At 60.6% G+C, this 17,852-nt stretch carries 15 protein-coding genes; 9 read left to right on the top strand and 6 right to left on the bottom strand.

Annotated elements, in window-relative coordinates; translation table 11 throughout:
• Positions 1 to 89: 89 nt before the first annotated feature.
• Positions 90 to 542: a hypothetical protein gene (locus ACFEMD_RS06355; RefSeq protein WP_394740131.1), complete on the bottom strand. Its 453-nt coding sequence runs from the start codon at positions 540 to 542 to the stop codon at positions 90 to 92.
• 128 nt (positions 543 to 670) lie between these two features.
• Positions 671 to 1,840 carry a mechanosensitive ion channel family protein gene (locus ACFEMD_RS06350; protein ID WP_394740130.1) on the bottom strand — a complete coding sequence of 390 codons (1,170 nt, stop codon included), beginning with the start codon at positions 1,838 to 1,840 and terminating at the stop codon, positions 671 to 673.
• Positions 1,841 to 2,134: 294 nt separating this feature from the next.
• On the opposite strand from ACFEMD_RS06350, the gene ACFEMD_RS06345 reads away from it, so the two are divergent.
• The gene (locus tag ACFEMD_RS06345; RefSeq protein ID WP_394740129.1) at positions 2,135 to 2,359 is read left to right on the top strand and encodes a hypothetical protein; all 225 of its coding nucleotides are present in this window, start codon (positions 2,135 to 2,137) and stop codon (positions 2,357 to 2,359) included.
• A 634-nt stretch (positions 2,360 to 2,993) separates the two neighbouring features.
• On the opposite strand, the gene ACFEMD_RS06340 is transcribed toward ACFEMD_RS06345, so the two are convergent.
• Positions 2,994 to 3,449 (bottom strand): hypothetical protein, encoded by a 456-nt coding sequence (locus ACFEMD_RS06340; RefSeq protein ID WP_394740128.1) that lies wholly within the window; start codon positions 3,447 to 3,449, stop codon positions 2,994 to 2,996.
• Positions 3,450 to 3,899: 450 nt separating this feature from the next.
• Between ACFEMD_RS06340 and glmS the strand changes: the two genes are divergently transcribed.
• From glmS to ACFEMD_RS06325, 3 genes are all read left to right on the top strand, one after another.
• Positions 3,900 to 5,687, top strand: coding sequence for a glutamine--fructose-6-phosphate transaminase (isomerizing) (glmS, locus tag ACFEMD_RS06335; RefSeq protein ID WP_394740127.1), 1,788 nt, complete (start codon positions 3,900 to 3,902; stop codon positions 5,685 to 5,687).
• 210 nt (positions 5,688 to 5,897) lie between these two features.
• Positions 5,898 to 6,977: a mechanosensitive ion channel family protein gene (locus ACFEMD_RS06330; protein WP_394740126.1), complete on the top strand. Its 1,080-nt coding sequence runs from the start codon at positions 5,898 to 5,900 to the stop codon at positions 6,975 to 6,977.
• Positions 6,978 to 7,538: 561 nt separating this feature from the next.
• Positions 7,539 to 7,787: a hypothetical protein gene (locus tag ACFEMD_RS06325; RefSeq protein WP_394740125.1), complete on the top strand. Its 249-nt coding sequence runs from the start codon at positions 7,539 to 7,541 to the stop codon at positions 7,785 to 7,787.
• Between the two features lie 243 nt (positions 7,788 to 8,030).
• Here ACFEMD_RS06325 and ACFEMD_RS06320 read toward each other — a convergent pair whose 3' ends face one another.
• Positions 8,031 to 9,125, bottom strand: coding sequence for a glycosyltransferase family 4 protein (locus ACFEMD_RS06320; protein ID WP_394740503.1), 1,095 nt, complete (start codon positions 9,123 to 9,125; stop codon positions 8,031 to 8,033).
• A 1,025-nt stretch (positions 9,126 to 10,150) separates the two neighbouring features.
• On the opposite strand from ACFEMD_RS06320, the gene ACFEMD_RS06315 reads away from it, so the two are divergent.
• The 3 genes from ACFEMD_RS06315 to ACFEMD_RS06305 all read left to right on the top strand — a co-directional run bounded on the left by ACFEMD_RS06315 (position 10,151) and on the right by ACFEMD_RS06305 (position 12,658).
• On the top strand, positions 10,151 to 10,498 hold the full coding sequence (locus ACFEMD_RS06315) for a hypothetical protein (protein ID WP_394740124.1): 348 nt from the start codon (positions 10,151 to 10,153) through the stop codon (positions 10,496 to 10,498).
• Positions 10,499 to 10,778: 280 nt separating this feature from the next.
• Positions 10,779 to 11,429 carry a hypothetical protein gene (locus tag ACFEMD_RS06310; protein ID WP_394740122.1) on the top strand — a complete coding sequence of 217 codons (651 nt, stop codon included), beginning with the start codon at positions 10,779 to 10,781 and terminating at the stop codon, positions 11,427 to 11,429.
• On the top strand, positions 11,426 to 12,658 hold the full coding sequence (locus ACFEMD_RS06305) for a thiol-disulfide oxidoreductase DCC family protein (RefSeq protein WP_394740120.1): 1,233 nt from the start codon (positions 11,426 to 11,428) through the stop codon (positions 12,656 to 12,658). The genes ACFEMD_RS06310 and ACFEMD_RS06305 overlap by 4 nt, the downstream gene beginning before the upstream one ends.
• Positions 12,659 to 13,257: 599 nt before the next feature.
• Here ACFEMD_RS06305 and ACFEMD_RS06300 read toward each other — a convergent pair.
• The gene (locus ACFEMD_RS06300; RefSeq protein ID WP_394740119.1) at positions 13,258 to 14,487 is read right to left on the bottom strand and encodes an RNA-guided endonuclease InsQ/TnpB family protein; all 1,230 of its coding nucleotides are present in this window, start codon (positions 14,485 to 14,487) and stop codon (positions 13,258 to 13,260) included.
• Positions 14,488 to 14,490: 3 nt separating this feature from the next.
• A complete protein-coding gene (locus ACFEMD_RS06295; protein WP_394740118.1) occupies positions 14,491 to 14,640 on the bottom strand; it encodes a DUF2080 family transposase-associated protein in 150 nt (49 codons plus the stop codon).
• Positions 14,641 to 14,887: 247 nt separating this feature from the next.
• Between ACFEMD_RS06295 and ACFEMD_RS06290 the strand changes: the two genes are divergently transcribed.
• Both ACFEMD_RS06290 and ACFEMD_RS06285 read left to right on the top strand, forming a co-directional pair.
• Complete coding sequence (locus ACFEMD_RS06290) at positions 14,888 to 15,622, top strand: hypothetical protein (RefSeq protein ID WP_394740117.1); 735 nt, start codon at positions 14,888 to 14,890, stop codon at positions 15,620 to 15,622.
• A gap of 739 nt (positions 15,623 to 16,361) precedes the next feature.
• Positions 16,362 to 16,811, top strand: a complete 450-nt coding sequence (locus ACFEMD_RS06285; RefSeq protein WP_394740116.1) for a hypothetical protein — start codon at positions 16,362 to 16,364, stop codon at positions 16,809 to 16,811.
• Positions 16,812 to 17,852: the final 1,041 nt, after the last annotated feature.

Genomic DNA, 17,852 nt, shown 5'->3' with positions numbered 1-17,852 from the left:
CACAGGAGAGTCAGGTATCCGGTCGTGTGTACGACAGCACTCGAGCAGTCGGTCACCCCGATAGCCAGACGGGTGGAGCGAGGCAGTCGCTACTGGAGGTCCGCGTTGTCAGGATGCTCTTCATCGGGTGCCTGTAACGCGTGGCGGAGCCGGTCCACCTCGGCATCGAGTTCCTCGATTCGTTGTTCGACCCCAATGAACCGTTCGGGAATCTTGCGCTCGAGGTCGGCGACCGGAAACTGCCCGCCCTCGCAGTCGGTGTAGTACAGCGTCCCGTCGAGGGAGTGGACTTTGAGACGCTCGTGCCAGGCGAGTTTTTCCAGTCGACACGCCACGAGCGCGATCCGCGATGCGGTGGTGGCGTCCTCGGCGAGCAACGCGTCCGGAAACACCTCGGGTGTCGTCTCTACAAGGGACTCCGTGATCTCTGCGGGCGTGTACGCCATCTCCGACCGTGCCCGGAGGAACCGTTCGAGTTCTACCTCCAGCGTATCGACTCGCGTACTCTGTGCCCACCGATCCGACTCGACGTCAACTGGCATTGACCGCCCGTTCAATGTCGATATATATTAATCCTCTTCTGGTAATCGAATTAATCATCATATCCTAGCAGATAGTATGGCGAACCAACTGTGGTCACCAGGGTGTGACCGCCCTCATAGCCGTAGCCTCAATCCTGTTCGTAGCTGGAGACCATCTGCCTGTCCCTCGTCGGTTTCGCGTCCGTGACCGAGCGGAGGTGTGGGTACGGAATGTTGATTCTGGCGTCCTCGAGCGCCGTTTTCACCGCCTCGAGCACCTCGTCTTCGGCCTTCCACATCTTTTCGGTGTTGGGTCTATCGACCCAGAACCGGATTCGGAGGACGACCGACGAGTCGTCTAACTCCTCGATGCGGACCGACGGAAACGGGGTTTCCTCGACGATCTCGAGCGAGTCGACCGCCTCCCGTGCGACCTCGCGGGCGGTTTCGAGATCGGCGTCGTAGTCGACACCGACATCGACGGCGAACCGGAGCCGGTTTTCGTTGCTGCGGTTGCGGATCGTTTGGCTGCCGACCACCTCGTTCGGGATGATAACGTGTTCGCCGTTTGGCCCCCGGATCCGGGTGTGGACGATCGTGATGTCGGTGACGATCCCTCGGTCGTCGCCGACGACGATCCAATCACCGATCTCGAACGGCCGCGAGAACATGAGGATAAACCCCGCGATGACCGAGCCGAGCGTTTCCTGTGCGGCGAAGCCGAGAATCACTCCGATGACGCCCGCGCCGACGAGCAGTCCCGAGATATCGAAGTTCCACAGGGTGAGAACGAACAGCACCGCTGTGAGCAACAGCGTGAGCTGGAGGACCCGCGTGATGATCTCCCGGTCGTGGCGATCGATTCCGGGGGTGTTCGCCGAAAGCGAGTCCATCCACGAGGAGACCGCCAACCCCCCGAAATACGCCGTGATCAGCACGACCCCGCTCGCGACCATCCGCGAGAGGGTCGGCCACATGGCGGTGAGGATCTCGATCGTGTACCAGATGGGGGATTCGTACCCCCAGAGGTGAAGCACGCCGACGGTGCCACCGACCACGACGGCCAGCTGGCTGAGCCGCACGATCGCGTGGGTGAGCCGGCCGACCGGGAGATAGCCCTCGAGCGTCTCGCCCCATTCACGTTCAGTTGCGTTCTCGAGTGTCGCCTTCAGCCGCTGGATGCCACGCGGAAGTACCGCCAGGAGGAGCCCCGTCACGAGGAGGACCGCGACCGTCAGACCGAGGAGCTGTTCCTGGGTCGTGACGAACGGCAGGGAGGAGACCGTCTCGTCGGCGATTGTCTGACCGCTATCGCTCATTGGCCGCGGTAGCAGTCACAGCCCCAAACATCTACTGAAACGAAGTGACTGGGATGGCGCGCTCCCGGCGACGATCCGTGTGGGGAGTTGACCGCCGACTGGCCCGTGTTCCACCCACAGCCGACGGTGAAACGACTGGGAGCTACGGGGCGGTCCGGCGGCGAGAAACCGACTGTGCGTCGCGGATAGTAACGGCTATATGTCGCTTCGATGATAGTGCAGCCACAGCTTGTACCCACCTTCGACGCGAACCCTGTGCGACGACCACCCCCACTGCGATTCCTGCCAGCCGCCATGATCGAGCAACCACGACTGGCGGCGCTCGGTATCGCGATTATGATCGTCGGATTGCTCTGGATGGGAGCTGCGTACCTCTGGGGGGGCGATTCAGAGTCGGCGGACGAGAGACCAAACGCCGAGTTCCCAGCCACACCCGTCGGTGCCGAGGGGGAACCGGATACCGAGGACGACGGTGGGCCCACCGGCGAACGAACGGACCGGACTGAGGGAGAAGCTTAGACAGGGACTCCTCCTTTCCAATACTTATTTTATCCTCCAGTCGTAATAGTTGCATATGACTGGTGGCAGAATTAACTCCGTGGAAGCCAATTCTATAGATAATAATAACCAAAATAATAACTGTATTCAGAAGTATAGACTCAATAGAAGGAGAAGGTAGAATGAACGAGACAATTATTATCGAGTGGTCTCCCGAAGATACCTGTAGTCAGCGATATGTTTTTGAACCACAGAAGGGTGAGAGATGGCTTCGCACCCAAAAGAAGCGCCAAGACGGGAGCTGGCAAATCGTTACACAGGAGTTCGTCACCGACGTACGACTCGAGTGTCCACCACGGGACCCTCGCGGCGACCACGGCGTCGATACCTACCGTGGTCCCTGAGTTGGGTTCGCGATCGCTCGTCGAATCACCCGAACGTCACCGAATCGAAGCCCGCGATCACAGCGGGTCGTTCCGATCGGGGTCCGTTTCGAAGGGGCCCGTCTACGGGCCTCCCAGGCAGCTGTCGGGCGTCGTCCGGATCAAGCGGCGCGACCGGGTGTTCGGCGGACAGTCACAGGATGGGTTCCGGCGGTACCATCTCAGGTCCACCCACACCTCCTACGGCCTACCACCCGTTTTCGGTTTGCGGTCTAGTCGACGGCCAGTTCGTGGGCACGGTCGAGGCGCTCGAGCATCACTGTCGACGGCTCGCCGCCGAGGCTCTCACAGACTCGTAGATACCGCTCGAGAAGTTCGATTTCGTCGTCGTATCGGAAATCCTTCCGATAGATGATCGCCAGATGCCGATAATAGCTGTGTGATGGCGTGTCGTACCCCTTCCCCTCCGCTTCCGCCTCCACAAAATCGATACACCACAGAAGTAGTTCCTCGGCTTCGCCGTGACGTCTTTTACGCTTAAGTTGTTTGACGTCGGCGATCGCATGGGTCGGACGAGTGTAGGGCTGTTCCTCGATCCGAGCAAACCCGAACTGCTCTCGGATGATCTCCTCGACCAAGCTCGTCTGCTGCGACGACTTCGTCTCGGTTGCTCCATCGGTTCGCGATCTACGCAGCCCAGAGAACAGCCGAGAGACGAGCCGTCGCATCTCTCGTGTTGTTTTGATTGGGTGCTATTGAAACTTGTCTAGAAAAGAGGTGACTACCGTCGACCAGTTGTCAGTCGACGGGCGAGCTATCGTCGACCGATTCTCGCCAGCTAGTACGCTGTCGAGTCTCGAGACAGTCTTGGCACACACATTAGAACGACAGTTCCAGGGGAGGATGCCCGCCGCTCATGGAGCCGCTGGCGCCCGAAACGTCCACGAGTCAGCGCAACGAGACTGAATCCGATCGGGGTCCTGTTTCGCCACTGGGGCACAACGCTCTACCCGACTCCCGCTCGCTCGCTTTTGCCGACGGAAATACTTCACTCAGTACTGATCAAAACAAATAAACAGGAACACTCCCGTTGGTAATAGTATGTCGAGTGTGCAGACTATTTGTGACCTACATCTTATCATGAGTGGGGAGCCAATTAATTCACAGAGGGAGAGCTAATGTGTGGGATCATCGGCTACACCGGGGAGGGAAACACGCGTGAGGTCCTCCTGACGGGACTCTACGGGTTGGAGTACCGGGGGTATGACTCGGCGGGCGTCGCCCTCGCGGCGGACCCGATAGCCGTCACCAAACGCGAGGGCGACGTCGCAACGCTCGAGTCAGCCCTCCCCGCGGAGGGACTCGACGGGGTGGCCGGCCTCGGCCACACCCGCTGGAGCACCCACGGACCGCCCTCCGACGAGAACGCCCATCCCCACACCGACTGCGAGGGCCGCGTCGCGGTCGTCCACAACGGGATCATCGAAAACTACCGGACGCTTCGGGACGAGCTCGCTGCGCGTGGCCACGCCTTCACCAGCGAGACCGACACCGAGGTTATTCCCCACCTGATCGAGGAGCGGCTCGCCGCGGGCGCGGACCGCCAGACGGCGTTTCGTCAGGTCGTCGACCGCCTCGAGGGGAGTTACGCCGTCGCGGTAGTGTTCGAGGATACTGACACCATCTACGCGGCACGCCACGAGTCGCCCCTGGTCATCGGCCTCGGCGACGAGGGGAACTACCTCGCGAGTGACGTCCCCGCGTTCATCGAGTACACCGACCGCGTGATCTACCTCGATGACGGCGAGTTCGCGACCCTAACGCCCGACAGCGTCACCGTCACCGACGCGTCGGGTGCCGTCGTAGAGCCAACGGTCGACGAGGTCGCCTGGGAACCCGAGGACGCCGGCAAGGGCGGCTACGATCACTACATGAAAAAGGAGATCCACGAACAGCCCCGTGCAATCCGGAACTGCCTGCGGGGCCGGGTCGACGCCGCCGCGGGTCGCCTCACCCTCGAGGAACTGGCCGACCTCGAGGCGCCCAGCCGAGTCCAGCTCGTCGCCTGCGGGACCTCGTATCACGCCGCCCGCTACGGAGCACGACTGTTGCGCGAACACGACATCCCGGCCCAGGCGTTTCTCGCCAGCGAGTACCGTGCAGAGACCGTCCCGGTCGGCGGCGAGACGCTCGTCATCGGCGTCACCCAGAGCGGCGAGACCGCCGACACGATGCGGGCGCTCCGGGAGGCGAACAGCGCCGGCGCGGTGGCGCTTGCACTGACCAATACCGTCGGGAGCTCGGCTGCCCGCGAGTGTGATCACGTTTGTTACATCCGAGCCGGCCCCGAGATCGGTGTTGCGGCGACGAAAACGTTTGCGAGTCAGCAGGTCGCGTTGGTGCTAGTTACCAACGCGCTGGTCGATACCCCCGACCCGGCGTTGCTTGATGCCCTGGCCGAGCTGCCCGCCCAGATCCAGACCGTCCTCGGCGACTCCCAGGCGCGGGCGATCGCCGACGCCTACGTCGACGCCGACGCCTACTTCTTCATCGGCCGGGAGTACACCGCTCCGGTCGCCCTCGAGGGCGCCCTGAAGATGAAGGAGATCACGTACAAACACGCCGAGGGGTTCGCTGCCGGCGAGCTCAAACACGGCCCGTTGGCGCTGGTCACTGAACGGACGCCGGTGTTCGCACTGTTGACCGCGGGCTCGTGTCTGGAGAAAACCCTGGGCAACGTCAGGGAGGTCCAGGCCCGGGGTGCCCCCGTCATCGCGGTCACCGACGTCCCCGATCGGGTTCGTCACTCGGCCGACCACGTCCTCGAGGTGCCCTCCACGCATCCCCATCTGACGCCGATTCTGGCCAACATTCAGCTGCAGCTGGCGTCGTACTGGATCGCGAACCGCCTGGAGCGCTCGATCGACAAACCACGGAACCTCGCAAAGAGCGTCACCGTCGAATAAGGACACCAGCGACAGCCAGCGCCGTGTGATCTCGTCGCTGTTTGCTCTCCACCAAACTGACTAACGCTATGAACTTTTCCGGTTAATTCATATACGGATAGAGTGAACAACAGTCCACTGGTCGACACACTCAGTGAGACGGTTCGAATGCTCGGTCCACTTCCTTCACGGTCTCTGTGGCTCGATTCGCTCGGCTCCGGCGTTCTCACAGTGGCACTACCCGAATGGGAGTGGCTGGTGCTCTCGTTGGTTCTGCTGACGACGTATCTGTTGTCGCGACTCGTCCACTGGGGTGGTCGCTGGTACCTTCGCCGGTCGGCGACCAACGAGTCCACATCGCTGCGGCGGGTGATTGCGAAGGAGAGCTATACGCCGCTCTCGCTCTCGGTTCTGTTTGTCGGCGTCTCCCTTGCACTCCAGACGTTCGGCCTCATCACGTCGCGATCACTCCTCAGCAACATGGTGTTGACGGCGCTGGCTGTGGTGTGGGCACGCGCTGCGATCCGGGTCGGAGAACAGTGGCTCGAGGTCGCAAACGAGCGCGAACAGCGCTACGAGTTCGCACCGATCGTCCAGAACTTCTGGACGATCACGGTCGTTGTCGTTGGAGTGCTGTTCGTCATCGGGGTGTGGAACGTCCAAGTAACGCCGTTTCTGGCCTCTGCTGGTGTTCTCGGTGTGGTTATCGGCTTTGCCGCTCAGGACGCCATCAGAAACCTGATCGGCGGGATCTCGCTCTCGTTCGACCACACGTATCATCCCGGCGACGTCGTCTTACTCGAAGACGACATGCGGGGCACCGTCACGAATATCGGGATCCGGTCAACGAGCGTGCTGACTCCCGATAACACGATGGTGACCGTCCCAAACGCAGTGTTGAACTCGACCCAGGTGGTCAACCAGTCGGCACCACAGCGACACATCCGGCTTGACGTTCCCCTTTCTGTAGCGTACGGGACCGACTACGAGACCGTCGAGCGGATCGCCAACGAGGTCTGTGAGGAGGCCCCGATGGTTCGGGACTCGCCACGGCCACGCGTCCTGTTTACCGAGTTCGGTGATTCCGCACTCCTGTTCGAGGTGCAGGTATACGTTGCTCATCCGCTCACTGAAAAGCCGGCGATCGATCAGCTCAACCGGCGCATCTATGACCGATTTGCAGCGGAAGGGATTGCGATCCCGTTCCCACAGCGCGAACTCTCCTTTCTCGAGCAAGAAGGGGAGCCGAACCGACGGTCGGAGTCCTCAACTGGGGACACGGTCCCATCACAGAACCCACCACCCGAGTGAGGGTGGCCACCGATGTTCGAGCGCGGCTGTCAGTCGAACCACTCCGTGTACTGGTCACAGTGTTCGCATGCTGCGTGTGTAACCCACTCGTCGCCTCGGCTGTGTTCACTCGGTGAGACACGCGAGAGTTCGAGATTCGTCGAGCCGCATTCCGGACACTGCGGAGGGATCACCTCGCTCATACCTTTTTCCCTATTCCCTAGTGTATTAATACTTGGCCAGTATATCTAAATTGTCTATCTTGAATTGGTAGTATACATCTCTTGTACGTTGAAGCAATTGTAGGAGGTTACAGTAGAAGTGATGATCTGTTATGAAATGAAAACGCATTGATAGATATCACTCCATATGACCGAAGGCGGTAGAAACCGGCGCATGCCGTAGATCTCCTTTCCTGACAGCGCATGGAACCGTCCGCTCTGTCCGCACCGACAGGATCGCTCTCACTGCTAGCTGCTGCGTCGGGTCCCTCGGGCGTATGGTGTGTGTTGCAAGACGCTCTCTCTCAGTGAGTCATCAAAATGAACATCCTTTTACACTTGAGTAGCCAGCTATCTGCCAATGGACCCGCTCATCTACCTCGTTCTTGCTGTTGTTTTCTTTCTGCAAATTCCGGCATCAGCGATGGTCTACTTCGATGCCAAAAAGCGCAAACTCAAGCATCCCGGGCGGTACGAACTTGGGGTCCTCGTCCCACTCGGTGGGCTCGGAATCGTCGTTGCTTACGCGTATAAACGGCGCGAGCTGCCGACGGTCTCTCCCGACACTTCCCAAACTGCGGAAAGAGAGGGGACAAACCAGATCCCCTAGTTACGGGTCAACAATTCGATGCAGCTGTTCTGTGACCGAACGAACCGTCTGCTACCACTCGTCGGATTTGTGTTCACCGGTCGCGGGCGACCGTGTGGCAGAGAGCTGACGACCACTTTGGCCTAAATCATCGTGTCCTGGCAGCGACGGTTGCGTTCGACGGCGCCGACGGGAGCTGTCAGTCCTGATCCGGCGAGACAGGAACACGAACGACGAAAGGCGCCTCCGTTGTCGCGGGGGGTGTCAGGGCTGGGTGAGTTGCTGGAGTGTCTCCGTAACAGCAGCAACAGTCGTCCGCCAGTCGTAGTTCGGTGTGACGCCGCCATCCCCTCGCATTGGGTGTGAGAGTTGTGCCCGGATTTCGGCAGCGAACCCCGAGACATCGCCGACGGGCACCACGGCGCCACCGTCTCCGACAACCGAGGCGACCTGCTCGAGGTCCGAGCACACGACGCGCGTTCCGGACGCCATCGCTTCGAGGATCGTTCGCGGGACGCCTTCGGCGCGACTTGGCAGAACGAGCACGTCCGCCGAGCGATAGATCCGGGGCATCTCGTCGTACGGGACGTGGCCGAGAAAGGAGGCGCTGTCGTCGACCGTCTCACTCGCCCGCCGCTCGAGCTCGTCGCGCAACGGCCCCTCGCCACAGAAGTACACCGTCAGCTCGGGGTAGTCCTCACGAACGGTCGCAACGGCATCGAGGACGTCCTGTGGTCGTTTGCCCTCGACCAGTCGGCCGACGAACAACACCACCGGTCCGTCCGCGTCGATCAGCTCGCTCGTTGGCCCCTCCAGGGTAAAACGCTCGGTGTTGATGCCGTTCGCGGCGACCGTGATCTCCGTCTGGACGCCGAACTCGCGGAGCCGCCGTTTATCGACATCCGTATAACAGAAGACGGTGTCCGCCTGATTGAACGTCCATCGTCCGATCGTCTTCAGATACCACTCGAACACTCGTTCCGGGGCGGTCTGGGAGTAGAGACCGTGATTAGTGATGGCAAGTGGAACGTCTCCGAGCCGCCGTTTCAGTGCCGCCAGGTTCGTCGAGAAGTACAGATGTGAGTGGGCATGGACGACGTCGAACCCGGCAGCGTTCTTCAGATATCGAGCGACACCGGCTGAGATTTCGTTCCCGAGCAGCGTTACCGACGGGTCGTACCGGACGACGGTGTACCCATCGCGCTCTTCGACGGATGGCGTATCGGGATCGCGACGGATCGTCAGTACTGTGACGTCGTGTCCCATCGCTGCTTGGTCGCGACTCAGCGCGTGGACGTGATAGGCACCGCCGCCCTTCACATCCGGGTATGTGGTCTGTGCGACCCGAAGGATTCGCAGCTGCCGATCTGTTGTGGATGGTTCGTCTGTCATCGGTCCCGTCTCACTTGCTCTATCAGCGGTAGGCGTCGGAACTGAACCATGTCTAAATTCATGCGAACTGTGAAAAAATCATCGACACTCTATTAGTGATCGTACAGGCGGTAGGTGTTTACCGAGTGTTGTCCGTCGGGGTCGGTTGACTCGTAGGGCTATTGTCGGCGCCGCTCGGGGTCCTCATCGGTACGCCCGCACTGTGGCCTAAGCGGTGTTGCGTCCGCGACGATCAGCCAGAGCTGCAGGCAGACGAGTTTGATATCGAACCAGAGTGATCGCTGTCGCATGTACCCGAGTTTCGTCTCGGGTTCGAGCCCGGTGACGCCGGTACCGATCGTCGCCGACTCGAGCAACCGCGACTCGTCGCCGATAACAAGGATACGACGGGACCGAGTCCGACACCGACAGATACGATACTAGACCGGCAGAGCAACGACGGGGGCCGCCAGTTGCGAGGGCCGTCACCACCGACGGTACACCGGGCGCACGTCACGGCTGCAAAGCCGATGAGCACGAAACAGGCGAGTCCGACCTGTTGGCTGGTCTGTCTGAGCATGGCACCGACCGGGATCGGGGGGTGTACAGCGGATTAGCGCAACGCCAACACAGCCACCGATAAGCGCAACCGGGGGAACGACCTGTTCCGCGACCGGTCTTGGTATCGTAAGAGCGGACGCTACGAATCCCGTAATAATCGTGACCACCAAGACGCTAAGACCATCCAGAGAGACCGACTCGAACCCCCATAGAGAAAACCACGACAGTTGCTCCGACGACGAACCCGGTCCATAGGTCCACCATACCGTCTCGGATGGGACCCTCACTGCAGCAGCCTGATGTATCTCATAAAGCGGAGCAGCGGGGCGTACTAAATCTATTTAAAAACCTCCGTTGAACTCGACAACGGCTTCTAGTTGCGAAGACAGACTGCTACCACGACAAGAGAGGTTCTAAAGAAGATTTTTGAAGGAGTACGCGAAACGCTGGGTATGGCCAACGAGAGCGAGTCTCGAGGCGACGACACTGGTGTCGAAATCCTGGAGGACGACGGCGACTCCTCCGACCGGTTCGGAGAGACAATGGACTATCTCGACCAACGACAGGAGGCGACCGAGGCGGCAGAGCAGATCAATCGCCTGACCGCAGTTCTCCGAATGAAGGGGATTGTCTCGAAAGCCGAAGCTGAGTACATCAAAACCGGGCAACTGGATAAAGAGAAGCTCTTTGCCGATATCACGTACGAGGAGATGGAGCCCTTCCTGCTCGAGATGAACGAGCAAGGGACGTTCTCGGATGACGAGATCGACCAGTGGAAAGCGTTTCTGGGATCCGAGTAAGCTCGATTACGCGGCTACTGACCCAGAACCCATACAGATCAACTCATCTCTCCACTGTTTCTTGCCGGCACCTCCGTTGGTTGGACCGCCATCGAGAGCAGAAAACCGACGCGTGTCCGACGTCTGCCGTTCACAGAGCATCTACCCTCCGTTCGTCCGCCGACTGGCAGCGTTCAAAACGGGCTTCTTTTCTAATGCAGGGCGGATTATTCATACAGCGAAGTTAGCAGCCCAAAAGTATATGTGATAGGTTATAGAAATATAAGGGAGTGACGACGCCTTGGTAGCTGTCCTCTCCGAGGGAACGCGACTCCTCTTTCCGGTGGTGTACGTACTGTTTTTTCTGGGCACGCTCGGGATTCTGGCGGTCGCTCGTCGTCGATACGCTCGAGAGGTCTGGCTCGCGGGGTTCTTTACGACGCTGCTGGCGGTCACGCTGGTGGGCATGCCGCTGTTGCCGGTCGTCGATATGCATAAGTTCGCCCAGCCGTCCGAGGAGGAAGAAACCTACTACGAGATTCGGATGGTCGACGCGTCGGGCGAGGAGCTCCGGGTCGACGACCGCGCGACGCCGCCGGTGACGGGGACGCGAACGTCGACGGTTGGCGGACAGCTGGCCGACGAGTACACCGACGAACAGCGCCTCGAGATGGGTGAGTTCTACCTCGAAAACGTCAGGGAACACCGCCAGACGGTCGAGGCCGGCGAGCGATCGGTGACCGACCGGCTCCAGCCGCCGCGCTACGTCGACGACCGGGCCTGGACCGCCGCCGAGCTCGAGGAGTACGAGGCGTTCGAGGCGATCCGGATCTACGAGCACACGGTGGTTTACAGCGACGACAACACGGCGGTCGACTCGACCGAGGAGCGGCCTCGGGTGACGATCGATCCGACCGACGGCACGGTTACCGACCACGAGGAGAGCCGATGAGCGCGTTCGTCAACTACGTCGCCGACGACGCACGCGGGTCACCGCTGAACCTCGCTGTCGTCCGCGTCTTGCTGGGGACGTACGTCATCTGGCGCGTACTCTCCCTCGAGTGGGCGGCCTACGGTGAGTGGCCGGACTTCCACGTCGACGAGACGATCGGTTTTCTCCACCAGGACCTCCTCTTCGCACTGTTGCCCTACCAACAGTGGGTCGTCACCGCCCTGTTGGTGCTGTTTATCGTTGGCTACCGGACCCGCTGGACCGGTGGCCTCGCAAGTCTCCTGTTGATGCATATGCTGTCGGTCAAGGCAACGATCTACCTCGCCGGAACTGTCGAGTCGCTGTTCATCTGTGGGTATCTGCTCCTTCTCTTTGCGTTGTTCGCCGAGGACGACCCGCTGTCGGTCGACGGCTTTCGCCGGACGGGCGAGCGCTCGCTCGCGGAGCTGAACACCGTCCTGACCGATGGGACCGACCGGGCCTACCGGATGCGCGCGCTCAAGTGGGGACTGCTCGCGGTTGCGATCATCTACGTCGGCTCGGCCTGGGGGAAGGCGCTGAACGGCCCACTCGAGATCTGGCTCTCGGGTGCCGAACTCCAGCGGGACATCCTCTTTTATGGAGAGCTGACCGGCATCGACCGAGCGCTCGGCGCCCCGATCGTCGAACACGAGTGGCTCGCGTGGGTCGGGTTTGTCGGGACCGCGCTGATACAGGTCTCACTGTTCGCTGCCGTTGTGTTCGGCGTCTCGGTGACGCTTCCGATTCTCGGGATACTCGGCTTTCACATCTCGGTGATCCTCACGCTAGGGCTGTACTTCATCGACATGCTTCTCGTCCTCTCGCTGTTTGCCGCCTGGGACGGGGCCTACCGGCGGCTTGTGGCGGCCGCCGACGAGCCGGTTCGGGTGGGCTACGACGACCACTGGTCGGGCTGTGTGCGGACGCTTGCCGTCCTGGCTCATCTCGACGTCACCGACTCGGTGGAGTTCGTCCCGCAGTCGGATGCGCCGTCGGCCCTGACGGACCGGGAAAAGGGACTGGTGCTCGTACGGGACGGAACGGGTTACCATGGCTACGAGGCGGGTCGCCAACTGCTGAGCCAGTTTCGGCTGTGTGCCCCGCTGGCGGTCGCGATGGCGACACCGCCAGTTAGAGCGCTGGGGACGCGACTCTATGCGGCGGCGGCTCCCGCTCGGACTCGATCCCTCGTCGACGAGACCGACTGACGCACACCGGATACGCCAGTCGAAGCACAGATTGACTCACCAAGTGGATCTCTCCATGTCACCTGTGCAGGTCCGCTGGTGGCAAGACGGCAGTCGTGTCTCCCTTCGATTCGGACTCGAGAGCGGTGGTTCCGGGCAGCCGGAGCTGTTAGGGGGAGAGCGACTGAACACCGGGTCGCCTGTTCGTACCAACTGGAGCGGTACCAACACGCCGTATCGTAGACCGCGTCGGGAGGGGAGTCACGACGGCTCGATGGGCCGATGTGGTGTGTCACGGAAGATTCGAGCACGCCGTCTCCTCCCGACGTTCCGAGAAGGCGAACCTTTCTACATAAACGTGTATTCTTCTGGGTGGCGAAGCTGCCCGTCGAAGAGTGGATTTCCATAGCCACGATCCGGCCCCTCTTCTAGCGCTCGAGCCTGTCGGTCCATTGTGCGGTCGAACACAGCTCGCGTCGCGGAGAGATGATAGCTACAGGCAGTATTTATCCTCTCAGTAGTTTGAACTTATGTATAGTAGACGACTCACTACAATACAAACAACCGGAATTTGTGAGAACTGCAATGGCAGAAAAACCAGACGGTGACATCCACCCACCCTACTCGCTCACGGCTCGCGCCGTTCGCTCCTTGAGGGTGGGGCTTCCTGTTTCCACGACGCGCTTTGCAGGAACCGAATCGGTTCCCGTAGGGAGCGCAGTCTCCGCAGGCGTTGATTCGGGACAGCCCGTCCCTACTTGCTTCAGTCCGCGCACCAAGATGTTGTAGGCCGCGTTCCAGTCCCTGTCGGCCGTGAATCCACAGGAGGGACAGGAGTGTTCGCGGACCCACAGCGGCTTGTCTGAATCGGCACCGCAGGCCCCACACTCTTTGGTCGTTCCGGCCGGATCGACAGTCACGAAGTGCGCCCCTTCGCGTTCGCACTTGTACTCGAGCATTCGGAGGAACGTTCCCCACGCTGCCCCGGCGCGGTTGCGGCTGTTCGACGGGAGTTCAATTAGCCCCTTCGCGTCGAGGTCTTCGACTGCAACGAGGTCGTACTCTCGAGCGTAGTGGTTCGAGAGCTTGTGCAGGAAGTCCCAGCGTTTCCGTTGGAGGTCGGCGTGACGTTTGGCGACGACTCGCTGTTGCTTGCGGTAGTTCTGCGACCCGTGTTCTTTCCGCGAGAGTTTGCGTTGCTCGCGTTCCAACCGGTCGCGTTCGTCGGACAAGCCGGGACGTTCGACTGCGGTACCGTCGGTGTCGTGGGCGTACTTCAGGATACCCACGTCGATCCCGACACAGTCCTCGAGTTTCTTGGGCTTCGGCGGTGCGTCGTCCTCAGTTTCGATCCCGAGCACGGCGAACCACTCGCCGGTGGGTTCCTGCTTGACGACGACCTCTTTGATCGTGGCTTCGTCGGGAACGTCGCGGTGGTAGATCATCGGAATATCGCCGATTTTTGAAAGAGAAAGCACAGTACGGCCACTCGTGTTGTTGAGTTCGAAGCCGGTTTGACTGTACTTGATCGAGCGATATTCCTGCGGGGCCTTCCACTTGAGTTCGCCGACGCGGTAGCCGTTGTCCTTTCGGCCCTTCAACGTCGAGAGATTGTCATACAGCCGCTGTACGACCTTCTGCAGCACCTTCGAATGGACTTGCTTCAGGTCGGTCCACCAGTCCTTGAGGTTGGGGAGCACCGACTGCTCGGAGTAGGCTGACGTGCCGTCCTCTCGGTTGAGTCGGTGCAGGAAGTGGTTGTAGACCTGTCTGCAGGTATCGACAGTCCACGCTAACCGTTCGTGGATTTCGTTGGTCGGGTTGAGGCGATACCTGTAGTTGTAGCGCATAATCTACTCGTTTTCGTCGCTTGGATCGGTGACGCGGACGACTTTGACGGTCGCGCCAGTCCACGCTTTCGGGACGTAGATGTGCGCGCCGTTGCCGGTCGGTTTGACTTCGGCTTCGAGGACTTCGTGTCCTTCGACTTCGTACCGATCCATTGAGTGTATCTGCGAGGTAGATACTCGTAAAGCTGCCGATAGCGTGGGCCTGCTGTAGAACAGTCCAAGAAGGCCTTGCGGCGTTGACGAGACGCAGAGCGTCTCGTTCGCACACCAGAAATCGGAGATTTCTGGGGACGCTGTATCCCCTCCCTGCTCGCGTCTTCGACGCTCGCTGAGGAAGGGGCATTAGCGCCTCGATTTAGGTAAACGGGCTGACGACTCCCGATTCGGACGGCGATCCTACGTGAAGGGGCTGGCGGCAACAGGGACACTGGCGCTCGGCGGCGCTGCGGCTGCCAGCGCGACGGACCGAAAGGACACAGAGACCGACAAAAAGGACGGATACGGCCGAGACGACGATCGGAAGGACGGCAAGGACGACGATCGGGGAGACGACAAAGCCGACGACCGGAAAGACGCGAAAGACGACAAAGAGGACGATCGGAAGGACGACAAAGCCGACGGCGGGAAGGACGACAAGGACGCCAAAGACGAGAAAGCAGACGACCGCAAGCACAACCGGTACGCGAAGAAGGCCGACAAGTACGAACGGAAGGAACGAAAACACGCCGAGAAAGCCGATCGGTACGGTGAGAGGGCGGAACAGTACGCCGAGAAGGCCGATGGCTACGCCAAGAAGGCTGGTGGCTACGCTGAGAAGCGCGACCGGTACGGCGAGAAAACACGGGCGTTCGCCGAGAAGGCCGAGAAGTATCTCGGCAAGAAGTGCAAGACGGAGAAGAAAGAGCGGTACGTGACGAAGGCCGAGAAGTACGACGAGAAGAAAGCTCAGTACGCCGAGAAGAAGCGCACGTACGGCGGCGAAGCCTGCAGGTACGCGACGAAGGCCGAGCGGTACGCAAAGAAGGCCTGCAAACACGCCGAAAAGGCCGAGAGGTACGGCCGCAAGGCCACGAAGTACACGGAGAAAGCCGAGAAGTACGGCCGGAAGTCCCGCGGGCGAAAGAAGGACTGCTAGCTGAGGCGACTCGAACCATCCGGTCACCTGTAGCGGTTCTTTTCAGGTGTTGGTAGACCACCTCACCGGTGCCCGAGGTGTCGAACGGGCGGGCAAACGAGCTAGCGCGTGTGACGACCCCGATTCGAGTGCGATCAGTGGCCGCAACGGAAGCCGACACCGGGCTGAGCGGGACGCTCTCGGCGATTCGACACGTTGTGAGGCGGTCGGGACACATCCCATCACTTCAGGTGTCCGAGTCGGCCGGGAGGCCCCCATGAGAACTCGTGGTTCGACACGCACGAACGGTCGATAGATCGCCTAAGTCGGATGGAACCGACGCACCAGGTCCCGTTTTGCCGGCGAAACCCGGCGAGCGCTTCGAGGGACGCGGGTTCGTCGCTGCTACGACCGGCAAGGGACGTGTTCGTTGCGGCCGACCACTACGGCGACTGACATGGAACGTCGGCGATCCCTCGGACTCGAGGCGCCGACGGTCGACACGCGTTCGAGTACATCACCCGGTGAGCGGGAGCCACTGCCAGCACCGACGATATGGAGGACAACGGCGAGGTGCTGAAGCGGGTGTGGGCGCGCTCTCTCTCTCCCTTTTGGGTTATCCTCCATCAGCAGTTGGCCACCCGAGAGCCGCTCGGGTGAACGCTTACGACCAGGAATCTGTCTGCCATACATAAAGGCACTGGTCGGTCCGTCAGACGTGCATCTATATATATCATCTCGATATCTCTCCGATTGGAATATGTCAGAGAACTCGTTAAATCGACGACGGTTCGTAACGATCGCTGGTACCGGTGCTGCGGTCGCCCTGGCCGGGTGTGGCGATGAAGAGGAAGAAGAGGAGGACCTGGAGGACGATCCCGAAGAGAACGGCGATGACGACCTCGACGAGAACGGTGACGACGACCTCGACGAGAACGGTGACGACGAGGACGATGCCATGGATGACGACGAGGACGACCTCGACGAGAACGGTGACGACGAGGACGATGCCATGGATGACGACGAGGACGACCTCGAAGAGGACGACGACGCTATGGACGACGATGCCATGGACGACGACGAAGAGGACGGCCTTGAGGAGGACGACGACCTCGACGAGAACGGCGACGATGACCTCGAAGACGACGAGGACGATGAGGACGAAGCCCTCGATGAGGATAACGACGCCTTCGACGACGAGGACGAATAATCAGTAGCGGCCCCTCAATTTATGGCCGCCGTGTTAGGGGGGCCACGCGGCTGCAGATTTCTGACGTGGTAACCAGGGAGCTTCCCGAGTCGAGACGGGAGTCGGTCCATCCAGAGCGACCACTGCAGGGCAGGATTACCAGAGGATGAGTCATCCCGACGAACAGACGGCGGACCGAAGGAGTGGCTGGCGAGTGTGCTCGCTCTCTGTAGTGGCTCTTCGCGCTCACTTGCGGACGGGCCGAGACACCACACAGCGGCTGATCGACCGAGGCGTCGCGGGTCGAACACGGCGGTATCGGTCGTCAACACTCTCGCTCAGTATTGCAGCGATGGGATGAGGGAAGGAAGCGCGCAGTGGATCGGTCCATCGCACGCCATCCGTATCTTTCGAGTCCAATCGTTTAAAATTCACGGTTTTTCGTCGGGATGGTGAAGCCGAACGGACCGGGGCCCATCGACGTGGGGAGGGGGAGGCCTGAGCGAGTCCGGCCGTGACCGCGGGGCGGTAGCCCTCGAGGTGTCCCCGACCGACCAAACACACAGACGGTCGACCCCGCTCGAGCCGTCGGTGGCGCCCGCGACGTTCACGATGGAGACGGGGCCGTCCACGTCGAGAGCGGGCTCGATGCCGGCGCCGACGTGCTCGTACGACTGCTCGTCGGCAACGTTAGCCTTGGGGTCGGGTTGACGGTCGTCAACTACGCCGTTGCCTACCGGACCGGACACGGCGTCCGTCGGCGCCGCGCATAAATCAGCCCCCGAGTCCGTCAGCGGAGCGCTATCGAGTGTGTCGACGATCCAGCGCCACCTCGAGTTCGTACAGCCCCGATGACCAACCCCTGATCTATGCCAACTGTTGGGTCTGTCGGTGAGGGTACGACTGACTCATAGATCAGCCGTCGTTGGTATGGGACCCTCTATTTAAATGTGAACTTGCTTGACTGTGCCTTTGAATTTCAATTTCAAAAATGGCATTAGCAATACAAATGTCTCCCAATATGCTTTGGGGCTAGGATTATCGGACAGTACGCTAGATATG

This window comes from Natronococcus roseus, assembly GCF_043677095.1.
GTDB lineage: Archaea > Halobacteriota > Halobacteria > Halobacteriales > Natrialbaceae > Natronococcus > Natronococcus roseus.
Note: the sequence above shows the minus strand (reverse complement) of the source record. Positions and strands in the feature narration are given on the sequence as shown.